This is a genomic window from Mycobacterium sp. KBS0706, from assembly GCF_005938675.2.
Taxonomy (GTDB): Bacteria; Pseudomonadota; Alphaproteobacteria; order DSM-16000; family Inquilinaceae; genus Inquilinus.
This window is the reverse complement of record NZ_VCCH02000002.1, coordinates 179,628-199,096: the sequence shown is the minus strand read 5'-3', so window position 1 is coordinate 199,096 and position 19,469 is coordinate 179,628. Positions and strand designations below refer to the sequence as shown.

Genomic DNA, 19,469 nt, shown 5'->3' with positions numbered 1-19,469 from the left:
CGCTTCGCTCCTCGCCATGACGGTTTTTTGCTGACGCCTGCTCTCAACCGTCCAACCGCCGCATCAGCTCCCGCGTCGCCGGATACAGCTCCTTGAACACGCCGAACTGCCGGCGGTAGACCTCGGCATGGGCGGAGTCGGGCGTGATCTCCGACGCGGTCGGGTTCCAGACCCGGATGTCGCCCGGCTGGACGTCGCCGACCGCCAGCGCGGCCAGGAAGGCGTCGCCGTAGCTGGCGCCGAAGGTCTTCTGCCGCAGGATCTGCGGATGGCCGGAGATGTCGGAGGTCGCCTGCGACCACACCCGGTTCTTGGTGCCGCCGCCGACCGAATAGACCGCGCGCGGCACCTGCCCCGCCTCGCGGTAGGTCTCGACGATATGCGCGGTGCCGCAGGCGATGCCTTCGAACACCGCCCGGCAGATGTCGCCGCGGGTGTGGGTCAGGTTCAGCCCGAACAGCACGCCCTTGGCCTGCGGGTCGTGGATCGGCGTGCGCTCGCCGGAGAAATAGGGCAGCAGCACCAGCCCCCGCGCCCCGGGCGGCGACTGCTCCGCCTCCGCCACCAGCGCCGGGATCGCCGTGGCCGGGTCCAGCTCGCGGGCGAACTGGTCGCGGAACCAGTGGCTGAGCGTGCCGCTGGTGGCGAGGCCGGCCAGCGCCGCGTGCTGGCCCGGCATCAGCCAGGGCGCCCACCACAGCCGCGGATCGCGGACCCGGGTGTCGCCGAGCAGGATGGTGAAGATGGTCGACCCGTACATCACCATCATGTCGCCGCTGTCGAGCACGCCGACGCTGACCGCCTCCGCCGCCGCGTCGATGGTGCCGGCGATCACCGGCGTGCCCTCGGCCAGCCCGGTCTCCTCGGCCGCCCGCCGGGTGACGGTGCCGACGATGTCGGTGCTCCAGGCCAGGTCCGGCATCTGCCCCAAATCGACGATGCCGGGGGCCAGTTCATCGCTCCAGGCCAGCTCGTCGGCCAGGTAGAACGGGCTGGAATTCGCCGCGGTGTAGTGGTCGATGACGAAGCGCCCGGTCAGCCGGTGCACCAGGAACGAGGTCGAGGTCAGGATCTTCGCGGTGCGGGCGAAGATCTCCGGCCGGTTGCGCTTGAGCCAGAGGATCTTGGGCCCGACCGATTGCGAGGTCAGGGCATTGCCGCAGCGCTCCAGCAGCACGTCCTCGCCGATCTGGGCGGTCAGATCCGCGATCTCCTGATGGGCGCGGGTGTCGACGCCGTACAGCACGCCGTTCATCAGCGGCTCGCCCGCTGCGTCGACCGGCAGCATACAGGGGCCGATGGCGCTGGTGCCGACCGCCCGAATCGACGCGGCCGGCACGCCGCTGTCGGCCAGCAGCTTGCGGCAGAGGAAGGTGACGTCGTCCCACCAATCCTCCTTCGGCCGATGCTCGGCCCAGCCCGGCTGCGGCACGATCAGCTTGTGCGGCTTGGCGGCCATGGCGGCGATGCTGCCATCCGCCGCCACCAGCACGCCCTTGGATTCGAAGGTCCCGATGTCGATGCCGAGATAGTGATGGGTCATGTCTCGTACCGGTCGCGGTCCAGGCTGAAGCTTTCGTCGATGCGGCCGATGCCGGCGGCCAGCAGCCGCGCCAGCCCGGCCAGGTCGGACAGGTCGCAGATCTCGAGCGAGGAGTGGGTACCGCGGGCCGGGTAGCCGAGATCGATCGAGGCGACGCCGGCGTTGACCAGCTGCACATAGGAGGAATCGGTCAGCAGCCCGACATGCGCGCTCTTCTGCAGCGGGATGCCGGCACCCTTCGCGGCCTCGCCGAACAGGGCGACCAGCGCCGGATGCGGGATGGTGCCGTTCAGCGTGCCGCGGCCGTGGAAGCTGTACAGGCTCATCGCCGGGCCGCCGCCGAGCCGGACATCGCCGCGCTGGGCCATGTCCGGCGTGTCGGTGGCCAGGATGATGTCGAGCTGGATGGCGATATCGGGCGCCAGAACCTGCGCCGCGGTCACCGCGCCGCGCAGGTTGAACTCCTCCTGCACCGAGAACACCAGATGCACCGTCGGCCGCCGCGGCGCCGCCAGCAGCGCCCGCGCGACCTCGACGATCACGGCGCAGCCGGCGCGGTCGTCCACCGCCGTGCCGGCGATGCGGTCGCCGGCCAGCTCAACCACCTTCGGCACATAGACCACCGGCGTGCCGATATCGATGCCGGCGGCCAGCACCGCGGCGGCGCTGTCGAAGCCGGCGTCGATATAGATCTCCGGATACGGCAGGACCCGGTACTTCTCCTCCTGCGAGGTGGCGTGATGGCTCTTGTTGGCGATCACGCCCGGCACGTCGCGGCCGGTGCTGACGCAGAACACCACCGCCTGGGAGGCCAGCGCCTTCTCCGGCACCCCGCCCAGCCGCTCCACCCGCACCAGCCCGCCGGGCTCGATCTTGCGGACGATCAGGCCGAGCTGATCCATATGCGCGAACAGCATCACGCTCGGCCCCGCGACCGTGCCCTCGACCGTCGCGATCAGGTTGCCCAGCCGGTCGGAGCGCGAGTCGATGCCGAGCCCGGACAGCAGCCCGGCGATGTGCCGGCGCACCCGGCCTTCATGGCCGCTGAGGCCCGGGATCAGCATCAGCTCCGACACCAGACCGCGCAGGCGCTGCTTGACCGGGTCGGTGCCCGGCAGATCCGTCGCCATCGCCGTCAGCCCTTCCGCGCGCCCCGGGCAAGGCGCATGAACTCCGCCGCCCGGTCGGGGTCCACCGCGTTCCAGGTGTGGCCGTCGACCTTCAGCGAGGAGCCGACGATGCAGCCATCGGCCACGCGCAGCACATCGGCGACCGTCTCGTGCTTGACCCCGGTGTTGGCCAGGACCGGAGTGTGCGGCAGCACCCGCTTCACCGCCTCGAGGTCCGACATCGCCGCCGCCTCGCCGGTGATCGTGCCGGAGACCAGGATGGCGTCCGGGATGCTGGAGAACACGGCGCTGCGCGCCCGGTCGGCCAGGTCGCGGCGGTCCAGCGACCAGGCGAATTCGGCGGAGATGTTGTACAGCATCGCCAGGTCCTGGCGGCCGAGCCGGTTGCGATAGCGCATCGCCTCTCCAGCATCGGGATTCCATGGCCCCATATCCGAGGCATAGGTACCGGTCATGATCTCGCGGATGAAGGCAGCGCCGGTGGCGGCGGCCAGCGCGACCGAGCTGGCCGGGTCCCACAGCACGTTGACGCCGAACGGCACCGTGATCTCCGACCGTAGCCGGCCGATCAGATAGGCCATGGTCGCGGTCGAGGCCGTATCGACCTTGAACTCGTAGGGCCGGTCGTTCTCGTTGCCGAACATCACCGCGTCGAAGCCGGCCGCTTGCAGCGCCTGCAGGTCCCGCCGCGCGCCGTCGAGCAGCCCGTCGAGGCCGGCCGCCGAGTCGTAGAGCGGCGCACCCGGCAGGGCCCCGAAATGCACCATCGCGATCACCGGCTTCGTGTCGCCGAACACCCGCTGGAAATTGCCCGTAGCGCCCATCCGCGCGTCCCTTCCCTGCTCCAACTGGCGTAGAGCGGCTCCCCGGCCGCTCCCTTGCGCCCCCATCGAGGCCGCATCATACTCAGGATCGCCTTCGGCACCCGCCGAAATCGCATCGCTGGCCGCGCCGCCATGAAACGTTTCACGCCCTTCCGGGGCCGGAACGATCGGGCGATCAGGCCAGGGCGGTTCCGACCCGGCGGAGGGCGAGAACAAAGAGAATGCCACAGGGAGATTCGCGGTGAAGCTACAGGATTACGACCGTCTCGTCGGGATGCGGGCCAGCCGGCGCACGGTTCTGAAGGGTGCCGCCGGGCTCGGCGCCGCCCTGGGCACGACGGGCCTGCTCGGCCCCCTCTCCTCGACCGCGCTGGCGCAGAACGACCTGCGCGCCCAGATCCTGCAGATCCCGGGGGTGGGCAAGGGGTCGCCGACCGATGCCGACTGGCAGAAGGTCGGTGAGCTGTGCCTCGGGCCGACCAAGGCGATGGTGAAGGAGGGCGAGTTCAAGGGCGTGCAGCTGACCTTCATGGGGCTGAACAACCAGAACCTGCACAACCTGCTGTTCCGCGGCTTCCTGCGGCCTTGGGAGACCTACACCGGCGCCAAGATCACCTGGATCGACCTGGCCCAGGCCGACTACAACCCGCGGCTGCAGCAGTCGATCGCCACCGGCACGGTCGATTTCGACATCGTCGAGATGGGCGCGCCGTTCGAGGGCGACGTCTGCGGCAAGGGCCTGGCCTCGGAGATGCCGGACTGGGTCAAGGGCCAGATCGAGATGGACGACTATGTCGCCTATCTGAAGGCCCCGGTCGGCACCTGGAACGGCAAGACCTACCGGATCTCGATCGACGGCGACTGCCACAACTTCAACTACCGCACCGACGTCTTCTCTGACGCCGACCTGGCCAAGGCCTGGAAGGACGGCGGCGGCCAGGGCGAATGGGGCGTGCCGAAGACCTGGCAGCAGGTCCAGGCGGTGACCAAGTTCCTCAAGGGCAAGAAGGTCGGCGGCCAGGATGTCTATGGCTATCTCGACGCGCCCAAGGCCTGGGGCGGCTTCGGCTTCTACTTCCTGGGCAGCCGGGCCTCGGCCTATGCCAAGCACCCGGATGACAAGGCCTGGCTGTTCGATGTCGACACCATGAAGCCGCGCGTCAACAACCCGGCCTGGGTGCGGGCGATCCAGGACGTGATCGACGCTCTGCCGTCGGAGCCGGCCGACCAGCTCGGCGCCGATCCCAACACCACCGCCTTCCAGCAGTTCCTGGCCGGCACCGGCTCGATGCTGGCCTGGTGGGGCGATGTCGGATCGATGGCGAACACCAGCGATTCCTCGGTGGTCGGCGATGTCTGCGGCTTCAGCATTCTGCCGGGCTCGGACGACGTCTGGAACGCCAAGACCGGCGCCTGGGACAAGCTGCCGAGCGGCCCGAACTACGCGCCGAACATGGCCTATATCGGCTGGGGCGTCTATGTCATGGCCCGGGTCGACAGCGATTCGGTCAAGCACAAGGCGGCCTGGAGCGCCGCGGCGCATATCGGCGGCAAGGACCTGTCGCTCTGGACGGCGGCCTATCCGTCCGGCTTCCAACCCTACCGGAACAGCCATTTCAACATCCCGGAATGGATCTCCGCCGGCTACAATGAAGCCTACACCACCTCCTACCTGAATTCGCAGTCGACGTCCTACAACCACCCGAATGCCGCGGTCGAACCGCGCATCCCAGGCATCTTCCAGTACTACAGCGTGGCGGAGGACGAGCTGGCCAAGGTCTTCGCCGGCAAGAGCACCGCCCAGCAGGGCGCCGACGCCATCGCCGCGGCCTGGGAGAAGCTCACCGACCAGATCGGCCGGGACAAGCAGCTCGCCCTGTACAGAGCCTCGCTCGGGTTGTGACGTCCGGATTGCCAGGAACGATGTCCGAACCCCTGCCCTCCTCGTCCCCCCTCCCCTTGCGGGAGGGGGCCAGGGGAAGGGGGTTCGTGCCGCCGCATGCTTGTGATTGGGTGAAGCGTCGGTCCGGACGCTGCGGCTCCCTTCGATCGACAACCCCCTCCCCCTACTCCCCTCCCGCAGGGGGAGGGGGGACCGTCTTTAATTCGGCCTGCGTGGCACCCTGCGAGTCCGGACCAGCATGAGCGAAGCGGAGATCGGCGCCCTCGCCGGCGATCACAGCATCAAGCCCGTCTCGTCGCACATCCCCGCCGGCCGCAAGACCGCGGGGCGCTGGCTGATCGGGCTCGCCACCCTCGGTCTCGCGGCGATGGCGCTGCTGCAGGTGCTGGATTCGGCCGAAATCGTCGCCATCGGCTTCGAGACCTGGCGCCCCCTGCTCTACACCTATCTGGCCTGGGCGGTGGCGCTGGGCGCCGGGCAGGTGATGATCCGGGGCGAGGCCGGCCACCGGGCGCTGTTCCTGCTGCCGGCGGTGCTGTTCACCGTGTCGATGGTGATCTTCCCGACCGTCTTCGGGCTCTACATCGCCTTCACCGACTGGAACCTCAGCTCCTTCGCCGGCCGGCAGCTCAACGGCCTCGACAATATCTATGCGCTGTGGGCCGATCCCTATTACTGGAACGCGCTCGGCAACATGGTCTGGTACGTGCTGGCCGTGCTGGTGCAATACGCCATCGCCTTCGGCCTGGCCCTGCTGCTGAACGCCGAGATCCGGGCGCGCAAGTTCTTCCGCGTCGCCTTCCTGATGCCGTTCATGCTGAGCCCGGTCGCGGTCAGCTGGATGATCGGCAAGTCGATCATGGAATACCGCTTCGGCCCGGCGGCGTCGCTGGCCCGGTTCCTGGGCTGGGAGAACCCGGCCTTCTTCGCCTCGCCCTGGATGGCGCGGATCAGCATCATGGCGATGGATGGCTGGGTCTCGATCCCCTTCATCATGATCCTGCTGCTGGCCGGGCTGCAGGCCATACCGAACGACATCCTGGAGGCGGCGCGGATCGACGGCGCCAAGGCGTGGCAGTCCTTCTGGAAGATCACCTTCCCGCTGATGCTGCCGGTCAGCGTCACCGCGGTCATCCTGCGGATCATCTTCGAGCTCAAGCTGGCCGACATCGTCATCAACGTCACGTCGGGCGGGCCCGGCGGCGCCACCGACACGGTGTCGAGCTTCATCTATCGCGAGTACCGGGACCGATCCAATGTCGGCTACGGCACCATGCTGGCGCAGGTCTACTTCATCATGATCATCATCTTCGTGACCGCGCTCCTGAACCTGGTCAGCCGCTGGATGCGGCGGCTGACATGAGCGGCGCGGCGACCTGGCGCGTGAAGCGCATCTCCGGCCGCACGCTGCTCTACGCCGCGGCGCTGCTGTGGGCCTTCATCTCGCTGTTCCCGATCTACTGGACCGTGACGACCTCGTTCAAGACCGCGGTCGACGTCACGCAGGGGCATCTGATCCCCTTCGTCGACTATCAGCCGGACTGGCGCGGCTGGCGCTCGCTCGGCCTGTCGCCGGACACGATCGGCGCGACCTCGACGGTGCGCGAGGAGTTCGTGCTGCGCTTCGAGAACAGCATCGTCGCCTCGGTCGGCGCCTCGCTGCTGGCGGTCGTGATCGGCTCGCTCGCCGCCTACGGCCTCAGCCGCTTCCGCTACAAGTTCGGGCCCTGGCGGAACAAGGACATCTCGTTCTGGTTCCTGTCGCAGCTGATCCTGCCACCGGTGGTCTTGGCGATGCCGTTCCTGGTCCTCTACAAGGAGCTGGCGCTGCTGGACACCCGGATCGGGCTGATCCTGGTCTATGCGCTGATGGTGCTGCCGATCGTGATCTGGATCATGCGCGACCAGTTCGCCACCATCCCGATCGAGCTGGAGGAGGCGGCGCGGGTGGACGGCGCGACCGTCTGGCAGGCTTTCCTGCGCATCGTGCTGCCGCTGGCCCTGCCGGGCATGGTGGCGGCCTTCATCCTGTCGGTCGTGCTGTGCTGGAACGAGTATTTCTTCGCCGCCCTCCTGACCAGCACCGACGCCAAGACCCTGCCGGTGATGGTGGCCAGCCAGACCGGCTCGCAAGGCATCAACTGGTGGTCGATGGCGGCCCTGTCGACCGCGGCGATTGCGCCGCTCGCGGTGATCGGCATCTTCCTCGAACGCTACATCATCCGCGGCCTGACCGCGGGCGCGGTGAAGTAGAGCGGCGGCTTTGCCTCTCCCGCTTGTGAGATCTTCTCAAAGCTCCCCGACCTGTCATCCCCGCGAAAGCGGGAATCTCCTTACGCCCTGACGGGAAAGAGATTCCCGCTTTCGCGGGAATGACGAAAAGGGGATAGGGCCTGCTCTGAAAGGAGAGCGGGCGCCCTGCCCTCACCAGCAGACGAAGCCGCCGTCGACGATCAGGTCCACGCCGGTACAGAAGGACGCGGCGGCGCTGGCCAGGAACACCGCCGGGCCGACCAACTCGTCCACCGTCGCCATCCGGCCCAGCGGCGTGTCGCGCTCGAAGATCTTGCGCTGCTCCGCCACCTCGGGCCGCAGGTTCATCGGCGTCAGGGTATAGCCGGGGCTGATCGCGTTCACTCGCAGGCCGCGGTCGGCCCACTCCATCGCCAGGCTCTTGGTCAAATGGATCACCCCGGCCTTGGAGGTGTTGTAATGCGCCTGCAGCAGGCCGCGGTTGACGATCGAGCCCGACATCGAGGCGATGTTGACGATCGACCCGCGTCCCCGCGGCAGCATCACCCGGGCCTCGGCCTGCGCCGACAGGAAAACCCCGGTCAGGTTGACGTCGATGGTGCGCTGCCACTGCGCCTCCGGCAGGTCCTCCGCCGCCGTGGCGTTGGCGATCCCGGCGCAGTTCACCGCGACCGTGAGCGCGCCGAGCTGGGCCTCGACCGCGTCGACCCCCGCGGCCAGGTCGGCGGCCTGGGTCACGTCGCCGGTCAGGGTCAGCGCCCGGCGGCCCAGCGCCCGGATGCGGCCGGCGGTGTCGGCAAGGCCGGCCTCCGATGCCGCCAGGTCGAACAGGGCGACGTCGGCGCCGGCCTCGGCCAGGCCGACGGCGATGCGCTGGCCGATACCGCTGCCGGCGCCGGTGACGAAGGCGATCTGATCATCGAGCCGGAAGATCTGCACGGTCGGATATTCCCTTGATTCAGCGGGTTGCGAGTTCCATCACCGCGACGCGGCTGGCCTGGTCGCGGTCGAGGATGCCCTGGTTGCGGCCGCGGGCCAGCACCATGATCCGGTGCGACAGGCCCAGCACCTCGTCGAGGTCGGAGCTGACCACCACCACCGCCATGCCGGAGGCGGCAAGGCCGGCGATGACGTCGTAGATCGCGGCCCGGGCGCCGACATCGATGCCGCGGGTCGGCTCGTCCAGGATGAACACCTTGGGGTCGCGCGCGATCCATTTCGCGATCACGACCTTCTGCTGGTTGCCGCCGGAGAGATTCCCGGCGCGCTGGCCTGGCGTGCCCTTCACCCCCATCCGCGCGATCAGGTCGGCGGCGAAGCCGCGCACCCGCGCCGGGCTGATCCAGCCGCCGGGCGCGATGCGGTCGAAATTGGCATAGGCGATGTTGTCGGCGATGGTGTGATCCAGCACCACGCCCTGCAGCTTGCGGTCCTCCGGCACCAGCATGACGCCGGCGCGGATCGCATCGGACGGGCCGCGCAGGTCGACCGGCCTTCCGTCCACCGCCACCTCGCCGGACGCCACGGGGTCGGCGCCGACGACGCCGCGCACCAGCTCGGTCCTGCCCGCGCCGACGATGCCGGCGATGCCGAACACCTCGCCTGCGCGCACGGTGAAGCTGATGTCGCGGAAGGCGCCGTCGGCGGCGGTGAGGCCGGAGACATCGAGCCGTGCCGGCTCGCCCGGCACCGAAACGGACGGGAACATCCGGTCGACGCTGCGGCCGACCATCTGCTCGACCAGCGTCTTGACCGGCACTTGCGCCGTCTCATGGGTGGCGACCAGGCGCCCGTCGCGCAGCACCGCGACGCGGTCGGCGATGCGGGCGATCTCGTCCAGCCGGTGGCTGATATAGATGAAGGAGACGCCGTCGCGCTTCAGCCGGTCGATCTGCTGGAACAGCCGCTCCGTCTCCTCCCCGCCCAGCGCCGCGGTCGGCTCGTCCAGGATCAGCAGGCGGGAGTTCAGGGTCAGGGCCTTGGCGATCTCGACCTGCTGCTGCGCCGCCACCCGCAACTCGCGCACCAGCTTGGTCGGGGCGATGTCGAGGCCCAGGCGCTGCAGCTGCTCGCCGGCGCGGCGGTTCATCTCCGCCCGGTCGATCCGCCCGCCCTTGCTCGGCAGCCGGCCGACGAACACGTTCTCCGCGATCGTCAGGTCCGGCAGCAGCTTCATCTCCTGATGGATCAGGCCGATGCCGGCGGCGATCGCGTCGCCTGGCCGTGTGGGAGCGTAGGGCCGCCCCTGCCAGGTCATGGTCCCCATGGTGGGCGGCACCAGGCCGGAGATGACCGAGGACAGAGTCGATTTGCCGGCGCCGTTCTCGCCCAGCAGGGCCAGCACTTCGCCCGGGCGGATGTCGAGGTCGACGCCCTCCAGCACGGTGACGGCGCCATAGGCCTTGCCGATGCCGCGGATGGAGAGCCCTTCAGGGCTCTCCGCCACGGCGGCGCGAACGGTCGCCGCGCCCGCCATCAGGGGTGCTTCTCGATGAAGCCGGCGACATTGTCCTTGGTCGTCAGCGTCGCCGCCTGCAGCTGATCGGCCGGGACTTTCTTGCCATCCGCCAGCTCCAGCGCCGACTGCAGCGCCAGCCGGCCCATCTGCTGGGTGGTCTGGGTCATGGTCGCGTCCAGCGTGCCGGCCTGCACCGCCTTCAGCCCGGCGACATCGCCGTCGAAGCCGAAGATCCAAGTCTTGTGGTCGAGATTGGCGACCTTCACCGCCTGGGCCGCGCCCAGCGCCAACGCATCGGCCCGGCCGAAGAACACCGAGATGTCCGGGTCGCGCTGCAGCATGTCCTGGGCGATGTTGAAGCCCTCATCCTGCATCCACATGGTGCTGGCCTGCTTCGCCACGACCTTGAGGTCCGGGCACTTGGCCAGCGCCTCGGTGAAGCCCTTGTCGCGGTCCTGCTCCGGCGTGGTGCCGAGCTGGCCCTGGATGATGGCGACATTGCCCTTGCCGCCAGTGACCTTGCAGACGTACTCGCCCAGCGTGCGAGCCGCGGCGACGCTGTCGGTGGCGATGAAGGTGTCGCCCGGCGCGTCGGCCGGGTTGCGGTCGACCGCGACCACCGGGATGCCGGCCGCCTTGGCCGCCTTCACCGGAACGCTGGCGGCGGTGGCGCCGGCCGGGATGTAGATCAGCGCGTCGATCTGCTGGGTGATCAGGTCCTGGATCTGGCTGACCTGGGTGGCGGAATCGCCCTTGGCGTCGACGGTGACGACCTTGATTCCCTGTTCCTTGGCCGAGGCCTCGACCGACTGCTTGATCTGGTTGAAGAAGTCGGCCTGCAGGTTGGCGACGGCCAGGCCGATCACCTTGTCCTTGGCCCAGGCGGGGGAGCCGAGGGCGGTGCCGGCCAGCAGGGCCAGCGCGGCGACGGCGATACGGGTCTTCATGGGTCTTTCCTCTCCTGTTGCGACGGTCTTTCCGTCTTTGTCCCGGTCAGCGGTTGCGCCGGCCGAGGGTGTCGAAGGTGACGGCGGCGGCGATCACGAGGCCGATCACCACCTGCTGCACGAAGGGCGAGACGCCGAGCAGGTTCAGCCCGTTGCGCAGCACGCCGATGATCAGGACGCCGACCACCGTGCCGCCGATGCTGCCGACGCCGCCCGACAGGCTGGCGCCGCCGATCACGACCGCGGCGATGGTGTCGAGCTCGTAGCCGAGCCCGGCGCTGGGCTGCGAGGAGTCGAGACGCGAGGCCAGCGCCATGCCGGCGATGCCGGCCAGCGCCCCGGCCGCGGCGTAGACCGCGATCGTCACCCGGCCGACATGGATGCCGGCCAGGCGCGCCACCTCGCGGCTGCCGCCGATGGCGTAGAGGTTGCGGCCGCTGGGCCGGAAGGTCAGGTACAGCCAGCTGACCGCGACCAGCACCAGGAACAGCGCTACGGTCAGCGACAGGAAGCCGAAGTTGCGCACGGTGGCCAGCGCCGTGAACCAGTCGGGATAGCCGACGATCTGGGTGCCGTCGGTCAGGATGTTGGCCAGGCCGCGCGCCACCGACATCATGGTCAGGGTCGCGATGAAGGCGGGCAGCCGCGCCATGGTGATCAGGAGGCCCGAGGCCAGGCCGCAGACCGCGCCGGAACCGATGCCGAGCAGGATGGCCAGGGCCATCGGCAGCTCCATGTCGCGCGCCAGCCAGCCCATCACCATCATCGACAGCGCCAGGACCGACCCGACCGACAGGTCGATGCCGCCGATCACGATCACCGCCGTCATGCCGATGGCGAGGATGCCGAGCACGGTGACCTGGTCCAGCACGTTGAGGCCGTTGCGGACCGACAGGAAATGGTCCGAGGCGAAGGAGAAGATCACGCACAGCAGGATCAGGCCGATCAGCGGGCCTTGGGCACCGCTGGTCAGGCTGAATCGCGGCAGGAACGTCCTGGTGGCCGGTCGGTCGATGCGCGCTTCCATTCCCTACATCCCTTTTCGTGTCACCAGGCGGGGCAGATCAGTGCTCCGCCGTCTCCGGCGGCACCGCGCCGGAGGCGCGCCGCACCGCCCGCCGCCAGCCGTCCCGCTCGGCCCGGCGCCGGTCCGCCGGCATCGCCGCGGCGAAGCCATGCCGCTCGCGCGGCAGCGCCGCGAGGCCATCCCAGCTCCAGATCCCGGCGCCGAGACCGGCGAGATGGGCCGCGCCGAGCGCCGACAGCTCGGCCGTATCCGACCGCAGCACCTCGCAGCCGGCGAGGTCGGCCAGGGCCTGCATCAGCACCGGGTTGCGGGTCGGCCCGCCATCGACATGCAGCGCCCGCACCTGGCCGACGCTGCGGTCGATCGCCTCGACCACATCGGCGATCTGGTGCGGGATAGATTCCAGCGCCGCTCGCGCGACCGCCGCCCGCCCGCTGCCGAGGGTGAAGCCGGCCAGCAGGCCGACCGCGTTCAGGTCCCACCACGGCGCGCCGAGTCCGTTGAAGCCAGGCACCAGGAACACACCGTCGCTGGCGGCATCGGCCGCCAGATCCGCCAGGTCCTGGGTCGACAGGCCCAGCAGCTCTGCCACCCAGCGCAGCGTCGACCCGGCCGAGCGAATGTTGCCTTCCGCCGCCAGCGCCGGGCCGTCGACCGACCAGGCGATGGTCAGGCACAAGCCGGGGTCCAGCGCCTCGGCCCGGTCGATCAGCCCCATGACGGAGGAGCCGGTGCCCATCGTCGCCTTGATCTGGCCCGGGGCGAAGGCGCCATGGGCGAACAGCGCCGCATGGGAATCGCCGAGCACCGCCGCCACCGGCACGCCGTCCGGCAGTGGGTCGAGGCCGCGGACCGACGGGAACGGGCCGGTCGAGGATACCACGCGTGGCAGCGCCGCCTCCGGCACGCCGAAGAGATCCATCAGGTCGGGGTCCCAGGCGGCGCGGCGGACATCCAGCAGCTGGGTGCGCGAGGCGTTGCCGGCCTCGGTCACCGCCTCGCCGCCGAACCGGCTGAGCAGCCAGGCATCGACCGTGCCGAGGCAGATCTCGCCGGCCTTCGCCCGCACCCGGTCCGGGTCGAGCGTGTCGAGCAGCCACTTGGCCTTGGCGGCCGAGAACATCGGGTCCATCGGCAGGCCGCTGCGGTCCCGCACCAGCCGCTCGGCATCGGGCGAGCGCAGCGCCTCGCACAGCGCGCCGGTGCGCTGGTCCTGCCAGCTGATCAGCGGCGACAGCGCCTCGCCGGTCCGCCGGTCCCACATCAGCAGGGATTCGCGCTGGGTGCTGAAGCCGACCGCCGCGACCGAGCGGGGATCCCGCCCCCGCAGGCAGGCGGCCACGGCCGCGCGGACGCTGTCCCAGATCGCCATCGGGTCCTGCTCGACCCAGCCCGGCTTCGGATGCGTCTCGCCCAGCGGCGCGGAGCCCCGCGCCACCACCGCGCCCGCGGCATCGACCAGCAGCGCCTTGGTGGAGCTGGTGCCCTGGTCGATGGCGAGGACGAAGGTCATGGTCAGGCCACCAGCTCGCGGGCGGCGGCGGCGATGCCGGCCGCGTTGAGCCCGAAATGGTCGAGCAGGAAGGCGGCGCTGCCGGTCGGGGCGAAGCCGGTGACACCGAGGATGCGCATCGGCACCGGCCGGCCCTGCACCACGATCTCGGCCACGGCGCCGCCCAGCCCGCCCTGCACCACCGCCTCCTCGACGGTGACGATGCGGCCGGTCTCGGCCGCGGCGCGCAGCAGCGGCTCGGGGTCGAGCGGCTTGAGGGTGGCGACGTTCAGCACACGGGCTTGAACCCCCTGCCCGGCCAGAAGCTCCGCCGCCTCGAGCGCCCGCGACACCATGGTGCCGGTGGCCACCAGCGTGACGTCTCCGCCGTCGCGCAGAAGCTGCGTCGCGCCGGCGTCGAATTCGGTGCCGGGCGGCGTCACCTCCGGCACCGGAAAGCGGCCGATGCGCAGGAAGACGGGACGGCCCGCGCCCGCCGCCCAGCGCACCGCCGCGCGGGTCTGGGCCGGGTCGGCCGGCACCATCACCGTCAGCTCGGCGATCGCCCGGGTCCAGGCCAGATCCTCGATCGAGTGATGGGTCGGCCCCAGCTCGCCATAGGCCATGCCCGGGCTCATGCCGCACAGCACGATGGGATAGTAGCTGTAGGCCGCGTCGGCCTTGATCTGCTCCAGCGCCCGGCCGGTCAGGAAGGGCGAGGCGGCGCAGACAAAGGGCACGAAGCCGCCATTGGCCAGGCCGGCGGCGACCCCGACCATGGCCTGCTCGGCGATGCCGACATTGACCAGCCGGTCCGGGAACTCGGCGGCGAAGCCGGTCAGGTTGCTGGAGCCGACGGAGTCGTTGCACACGGCGACGATGCGCCGGTCAGTCCGCGCCAGCTCGGTCAGCGTCTCGGCGAAGGCCTTGCGGCAGTCGAAGGTGCCGGCCTTGGCGACGACATCGGCGCTCATCGGGCCACCTCGGCGAGCGCCTGCTCGATCTGTGCCGGCGACGGCACCTTGTGGTGCCATTCGACGCGGTCTTCCATGAAGGACACGCCCTTCCCCTTGATCGTGCGGGCGATGACGCAGCGCGGCTTGCCGGCCGGCGCGGCGGTGAAGGCGGCCCACAGCGCGGCATGGTCGTGGCCGTCCAGCTCGACCGTCTCCCAGCCGAAGGCGCGCCATTTGTCGGCCAGCGGCTCCAGCCGGTTGGTGTCCTCGGTGCGGGCCCCCTGCTGCAGCCGGTTGCGGTCGACGATGGCCGTCAGGTTGTCCAGGCCGCGATGGCCGGCGGACATCGCCGCCTCCCAGTTGCTGCCCTCCTGCAGCTCGCCGTCGCCGAGCACGACGAAGGCGCGCCAGGGGGTGCTGCTCAGCCGCGCCGCGATGGCGGAGCCGAGGCCGATCGGCAGGCCGTGGCCGAGCGGGCCGGTGTTCGCTTCCACCCCCGGCACCTTGCGCCGGTTCGGATGGCCGTTCAGCACCGACAGCGTCTTCATGAAGCTGCCGAGCAGATCCGTCGGGATGAAGCCGCGCAGCGCCAGCGTGCTGTAGAGCGCGGCGGCGCAATGGCCCTTGCTGAGGATGAAGCGGTCGCGGTCGGGCCGCATGGGGTTGGCGGGGTCGAGGTCGAGCACGCCGAAGAACAGCGTCGCCAGGATGTCGGTCACCGACAGGTCGCCGCCGACATGGCCGAGGCCGGCCTGCCCGATCATGCGCAGCACCGAGCCGCGGATCTCCGCCGCCGCCCCGGCCAGGAGGCGCGCCCGCTCGGCCCCGTCCGCCGCGGCGATGCGCGCCGGGTCAGGGACCGTGTCGGGGACGAATGAGGGCTTGGGGTCGAGCACCGCTCCTCCGGCTTGAATAATTATTCACATTCAGATTTAAATTCATGCTAGCCAGGAGTCGGAAGCCCGTCAAGCCACTCGGCTCGTCGTTCGCCCAAAGGACAAATGACGCGAAGAACTAGGAGAAAATTCTGAGCCATGCTCGGCGACGGCACACAGCTTCCGCTTGACCCGACATCGGCTGGCGACTGAATAATCAGGCCATGATGCATAAATTTTCGAGTCAGCCGAACCGGCAACCGATGATCGAGGCCGCCTTCCGATGAGCCGCATCAACGAGCTTCGCCTGATCACCCGGGTGGCGCAGATGTACTATGTCGACCGGCTGAAGCAGTCCGACATCTCGCAGCGGCTGCACATCTCGCAGGCCACCATCTCGCGCCTGCTGAAGCGGGCCGAGGACGAGTCCATCGTCCGCATCACCATCAACGCGCCGCGCGGCACCTATGTCGACCTGGAGACCGGGCTGCGCGAGCGCTTCGGCCTGGCCGAGGCGATCGTCGCCGAATGCGGCGAGGACCGCGAGGACTCGATCCTGGCCGGCATCGGCGACGCCGCCGCGCATTTCCTGGAGACGACGCTGGATCCGGGCGAGGTGATCGGCATCTCGTCCTGGAGCGCGTCGCTGCTGCGCATGGTCGACGCCATCAACCCCCTGAAGCGGGTGGCGGCCGAGCGGGTGGTGCAGATGCTGGGCGGCATGGGCAACCCCGCGGTGCAGGGCCACGCCACCCACCTGACCACGCGCCTGGCCCAGCTGACCGGGTCGCAGCCGCAGCTCCTCCCCGCCCCCGGCGTCGCGGGCTCGGCCTCGGCCAAGCGCGCCCTCCTCGCCGACCCCTATGTCCGGGCGACGATCGAGCAGTGGCGGCGCATCACCCTGGCGCTGGTCGGCATCGGCGCGGTCGAGCCGTCCAAGATGCTGGCCAACAGCGGCAACGTCTTCACCGGCGAGGAGCTGGAGGCGGTGGCCGAGAGCGGCGGTGTCGGCGACATCTGCCTGCGCTTCTTCGGCGCCTATGGCGCCCCGGTCCAGACGCCGCTGGATGAGCGTGTGATCTCGATGTCGCTGGACGAGATCGGCACCATCCCGCGCATCGTCGGCGTCGCCGGCGGCGCCCGCAAGGTGGCGGCGATCCGCGGCGCCCTGCTGGGCCGCCACATCAACATCCTGATCACCGACCGCTTCACGGCGGAAAAGCTGCTGGCCCAGTCCGACAACGACTTCGCCCGCTGACCCAAAGCCACATCCGGGAGAGACCCCATGCCCCGCTTCACCGACAAGACCGTCGTCATCACCGGCGCCAGCCGCGGCATCGGCGCCGCCATCGCCCGCCGCTTCGCCGCCGAGGGCGCCTCCGTGCTGCTGGCCGCCAACGAGCCCAGCGTTGCCGAGGCCGCAACCCGCATCGCGGCCGAGGGCGGCCGCACCGCATCCTTCGTCGCCGACGTCACCGACCCGGCCCAGGTCGCGGCCCTCTATGACGAGGCGGAGCGGCAGTTCGGCAAGGTCGACATCTCGATCCAGAACGCCGGCGTCATCACCATCGCCCGGATCGAGGACATGACCGAGGCGGAGTGGGACAAGGTGCTGGCGGTCAACACCAAGGGCGTCTTCCTGTGCTGCCAGGAGGCGATCCGCCGGATCCGCAAGCACGGCCGCGGCGGCCGGCTGATCAACACCGCCTCCGGCCAGGCGCGCCAGGGCTTCGTGTTCACGCCCCATTACGCCGCCTCGAAGTTCGGCGTGGTCGGGGTGACCCAGAGCCTGGCCAAGGAGGTGGCGAAGGAGGGCATCACCGTGAACGCCTTCTGCCCCGGCATCATCGACACCGATATGTGGGCTTACAATGACGCCGCCTGGGGCAAGCTGCTGGGCGATTACAAGCCGGGCGAGCTGATGGCGGAATGGGTCCGCGGCATCCCGATGGGCCGCGCCGGCAGCGGCGAGGACGTGGCCGGCCTGGTCGCCTTCCTGGCCAGCGACGACGCCGCCTACATCACCGGCCAGACCATCAATGTCGATGGCGGCCTGATCATGTCGTGACCGGCGGAGGGCCGGGCTCCGGCTCGTCCGACATCAGGCCTGTGGATATGATTCCCGTCATCTGCCGTTGATGAGGTGAAACCCACAGGCATGTGGAGGTGGCATGGAGAGCCGTGAGCCCCCACCCCGGGTCCTGATCGTCGAGGACGACACCTGGATCGCGGGGATGCTCGAGCACATCGTCCTGGCCGCCGGGCTCGAGGTGGTCGGCCCGGTCAGCACGCTGCGCGAGGCGGTCCGGATCGCCAGCTCGGAGCGGCTGGACGCGGCACTCCTCGACATCGGCCTCGGCCGCACCGAGGTCTATGCCGCAGCCGATGTCCTCGAGGAGCGCAACATCCCCTTCGCCTTCGTCACCGGCCGCTCAGAGGCGGAGATCGAGCTGCTGCATCGCGGCCGCCCGGTGTGGACCAAGCCGTTCCTGCAGCTGCAGGTCGTGCAGGGGCTGAAGGATCTCATCGAGCGGCGGTGAGAGCCTCAGGCCCGGAGCGCCGCGGCCAGGCGCTGACCATGCGGCAGGGCCGACGGCCGGTGCAGCTCGACGGGCGCCGCGCGGCGTTCGGCCCAGTCGGCGATCATCTCCATGCTGGTGTGGTCGATCTGGGCCAGCCCGCCTGCATCGAGCCGGACCGTCGCGCCCGGCGGCAGCGCCTCCAGCGCCCGCAATAGCGTCGGCAGCTGCAGGAAGGTGGCCGCCCCCTCCAGCCGCAGCTCGGCCTCGCCGGTCGGCAGGTCGCGGCGCCGGATGCGCAGCGGCATGCGGCGCAGATGCGGCAGCACCTCCAGGAACGACAGCGCCAGCCCGACCAGGACGCCGGTCAGGAGGTCGGTCGCCACCACCATGACCACCGTGGCCGCCCAGATCGCCGCCGGCAGCACGCCGTGCCGGTGCAGCAGCTCGCGCACATGCTTCAGGCTGACCAGCCGCCAACCGGTGACCACCAGCACCCCGGCCAGTGCCGCCATCGGCACCTCGCGCAGCAGCCAGGGCAGCAGGGCGACGGCCGCCAGGATCCAGGCGCCGTGCAGGATCGTCGACAACCGGGTGACGGCGCCGGCCTGGACATTGGCCGAGCTGCGCACGATCACGCCGGTCATCGGCAGGGCGCCGGCCAGGCCGCACAGCAGGTTGCCGACGCCCTGGGCCGAAAGCTCTCGGTCGTAATTCGTGCGGACGCCGTCATGCATCCGGTCGACCGCCGCGGCGGAGAGCAGCGTCTCGGCGCTGGCGATCACGGCGATGACCAGCGCCGCGGCCAGGATCCCGCCTTCACCCAGCCGCGACAGGTCGGCCATGGTCGGGACCGAGACGGCAGCCAGGATCGCGTCGGGCACGTCCACCCTCTGCACCGGCAGCGCCAGGGCCGCGGCCAGCGCCGTCCCCGCGACGACGCCGACCAGGGCTCCCGGGACGAGGCGCAGCGAGCGCGGCCGCAGCCTCTCCCACAGCACCATCGCCAGGATGGTGGCGCCGCCGGCCAGCACAGCGGCCGTCCCGGACGACCACTGCAGCGGCAGCAGGCCGAGCAGGGCGGCCGGGATCGCCGCCAGGTTCTGCAGCCCGTCCGGCAGCGGCGTGCGGCCGAACAGCACCTGCAGCTGCGCCGCCACGATCAGCACGCCGATGCCGGCCAGCATGCCATGCACCACGGCGGGCGAGATGGCGCGGAACCACTTGCCCAGGCGCAGCACGCCGGCGCCGAGCTGCAGCAGACCGGCCAGCACCAGGATCGGACCGAGCATGGCGAGCCCGAAATCCTGCACCAGCTGGAACACGATCACCGCAAGGCCGGCGGCGGGGCCGCTGACCTGCAGCGGCGAACCGGCGAGCAGGCCGACGACGAGACCGCCGATGATGCCGGTCACCAGCCCCTTCTCGGCCGGCACGCCGGAGGCGACGGCGATGCCCATGCACAGCGGCAGGGCGACCAGGACGACGACGATCGAGGCCGGCAGGTCGCGGGCCAGCGAGGATGGCAAAAAGCGCGCCATG

The 19,469-nt window shown here is 70.1% G+C and carries 17 protein-coding genes; 6 read left to right on the top strand and 11 right to left on the bottom strand.

All coding sequences use genetic code 11. The features are described from left to right. Positions 1–43 precede the first annotated feature (43 nt). From FFK22_RS01975 to FFK22_RS01965, 3 genes are read right to left on the bottom strand one after another with little or no spacing between them, the layout of a single operon-like run. On the bottom strand, positions 44–1,543 hold the full coding sequence (locus FFK22_RS01975; protein ID WP_138888301.1) for an FGGY-family carbohydrate kinase: 1,500 nt from the start codon (positions 1,541–1,543) through the stop codon (positions 44–46). Next, entirely contained in the window at positions 1,540–2,673 is a 1,134-nt protein-coding gene (locus FFK22_RS01970) for a M42 family metallopeptidase (RefSeq protein WP_138888302.1), read from the bottom strand. Before FFK22_RS01970 ends, FFK22_RS01975 begins: the two co-directional genes overlap by 4 nt. A gap of 5 nt (positions 2,674–2,678) precedes the next feature. Beyond that, a complete protein-coding gene (locus FFK22_RS01965) occupies positions 2,679–3,497 on the bottom strand; it encodes a BtpA/SgcQ family protein (protein ID WP_138888303.1) in 819 nt (272 codons plus the stop codon). Positions 3,498–3,738: 241 nt separating this feature from the next. Here FFK22_RS01965 and FFK22_RS01960 point away from each other — a divergent pair, with 241 nt between their 5' ends. From FFK22_RS01960 to FFK22_RS01950, 3 genes are all read left to right on the top strand, one after another. Beyond that, a complete protein-coding gene (locus FFK22_RS01960; RefSeq protein ID WP_138888304.1) occupies positions 3,739–5,400 on the top strand; it encodes a sugar ABC transporter substrate-binding protein in 1,662 nt (553 codons plus the stop codon). 238 nt (positions 5,401–5,638) lie between these two features. Further along, positions 5,639–6,763, top strand: coding sequence for a carbohydrate ABC transporter permease (locus FFK22_RS01955; RefSeq protein WP_138888305.1), 1,125 nt, complete (start codon positions 5,639–5,641; stop codon positions 6,761–6,763). Continuing rightward, positions 6,760–7,653: a carbohydrate ABC transporter permease gene (locus FFK22_RS01950; RefSeq protein ID WP_138888306.1), complete on the top strand. Its 894-nt coding sequence runs from the start codon at positions 6,760–6,762 to the stop codon at positions 7,651–7,653. Before FFK22_RS01955 ends, FFK22_RS01950 begins: the two co-directional genes overlap by 4 nt. A 171-nt stretch (positions 7,654–7,824) precedes the next feature. Here the strand turns inward: FFK22_RS01950 and FFK22_RS01945 are convergent, their stop codons facing one another. From FFK22_RS01945 to FFK22_RS01915, 7 genes are read right to left on the bottom strand one after another with little or no spacing between them, the layout of a single operon-like run. Then, the gene (locus FFK22_RS01945) at positions 7,825–8,592 is read right to left on the bottom strand and encodes an SDR family oxidoreductase (RefSeq protein WP_138888307.1); all 768 of its coding nucleotides are present in this window, start codon (positions 8,590–8,592) and stop codon (positions 7,825–7,827) included. A gap of 19 nt (positions 8,593–8,611) precedes the next feature. Then, the gene (locus tag FFK22_RS01940; RefSeq protein ID WP_138888308.1) at positions 8,612–10,129 is read right to left on the bottom strand and encodes a sugar ABC transporter ATP-binding protein; all 1,518 of its coding nucleotides are present in this window, start codon (positions 10,127–10,129) and stop codon (positions 8,612–8,614) included. Continuing rightward, a complete protein-coding gene (locus FFK22_RS01935; RefSeq protein WP_138888309.1) occupies positions 10,129–11,058 on the bottom strand; it encodes a sugar ABC transporter substrate-binding protein in 930 nt (309 codons plus the stop codon). Before FFK22_RS01935 ends, FFK22_RS01940 begins: the two co-directional genes overlap by 1 nt. Positions 11,059–11,104: 46 nt before the next feature. Next, complete coding sequence (locus tag FFK22_RS01930; RefSeq protein ID WP_143956789.1) at positions 11,105–12,085, bottom strand: ABC transporter permease; 981 nt, start codon at positions 12,083–12,085, stop codon at positions 11,105–11,107. Between the two features lie 37 nt (positions 12,086–12,122). Then, on the bottom strand, positions 12,123–13,598 hold the full coding sequence (locus FFK22_RS01925; RefSeq protein WP_138888311.1) for a glycerol kinase: 1,476 nt from the start codon (positions 13,596–13,598) through the stop codon (positions 12,123–12,125). Between the two features lie 2 nt (positions 13,599–13,600). Beyond that, entirely contained in the window at positions 13,601–14,551 is a 951-nt protein-coding gene (locus tag FFK22_RS01920) for a transketolase family protein (protein WP_138888312.1), read from the bottom strand. Further along, the gene (locus FFK22_RS01915) at positions 14,548–15,429 is read right to left on the bottom strand and encodes a transketolase (protein ID WP_221938321.1); all 882 of its coding nucleotides are present in this window, start codon (positions 15,427–15,429) and stop codon (positions 14,548–14,550) included. Before FFK22_RS01915 ends, FFK22_RS01920 begins: the two co-directional genes overlap by 4 nt. Before the next feature lie 262 nt (positions 15,430–15,691). Between FFK22_RS01915 and FFK22_RS01910 the strand changes: the two genes are divergently transcribed. The 3 genes from FFK22_RS01910 (at position 15,692) to FFK22_RS01900 (ending at position 17,948) form a co-directional block, all read left to right on the top strand. Then, entirely contained in the window at positions 15,692–16,666 is a 975-nt protein-coding gene (locus FFK22_RS01910; protein WP_138888313.1) for a sugar-binding transcriptional regulator, read from the top strand. A 27-nt stretch (positions 16,667–16,693) separates the two neighbouring features. Further along, complete coding sequence (locus FFK22_RS01905) at positions 16,694–17,476, top strand: SDR family oxidoreductase (RefSeq protein WP_138888314.1); 783 nt, start codon at positions 16,694–16,696, stop codon at positions 17,474–17,476. A gap of 103 nt (positions 17,477–17,579) precedes the next feature. Next, the gene (locus FFK22_RS01900; RefSeq protein WP_138888315.1) at positions 17,580–17,948 is read left to right on the top strand and encodes a response regulator; all 369 of its coding nucleotides are present in this window, start codon (positions 17,580–17,582) and stop codon (positions 17,946–17,948) included. Between the two features lie 5 nt (positions 17,949–17,953). Here FFK22_RS01900 and FFK22_RS01895 read toward each other — a convergent pair whose 3' ends face one another. Further along, positions 17,954–19,468: a SulP family inorganic anion transporter gene (locus FFK22_RS01895; protein WP_138888316.1), complete on the bottom strand. Its 1,515-nt coding sequence runs from the start codon at positions 19,466–19,468 to the stop codon at positions 17,954–17,956. Between the last annotated feature and the right edge of the window lies 1 nt (position 19,469).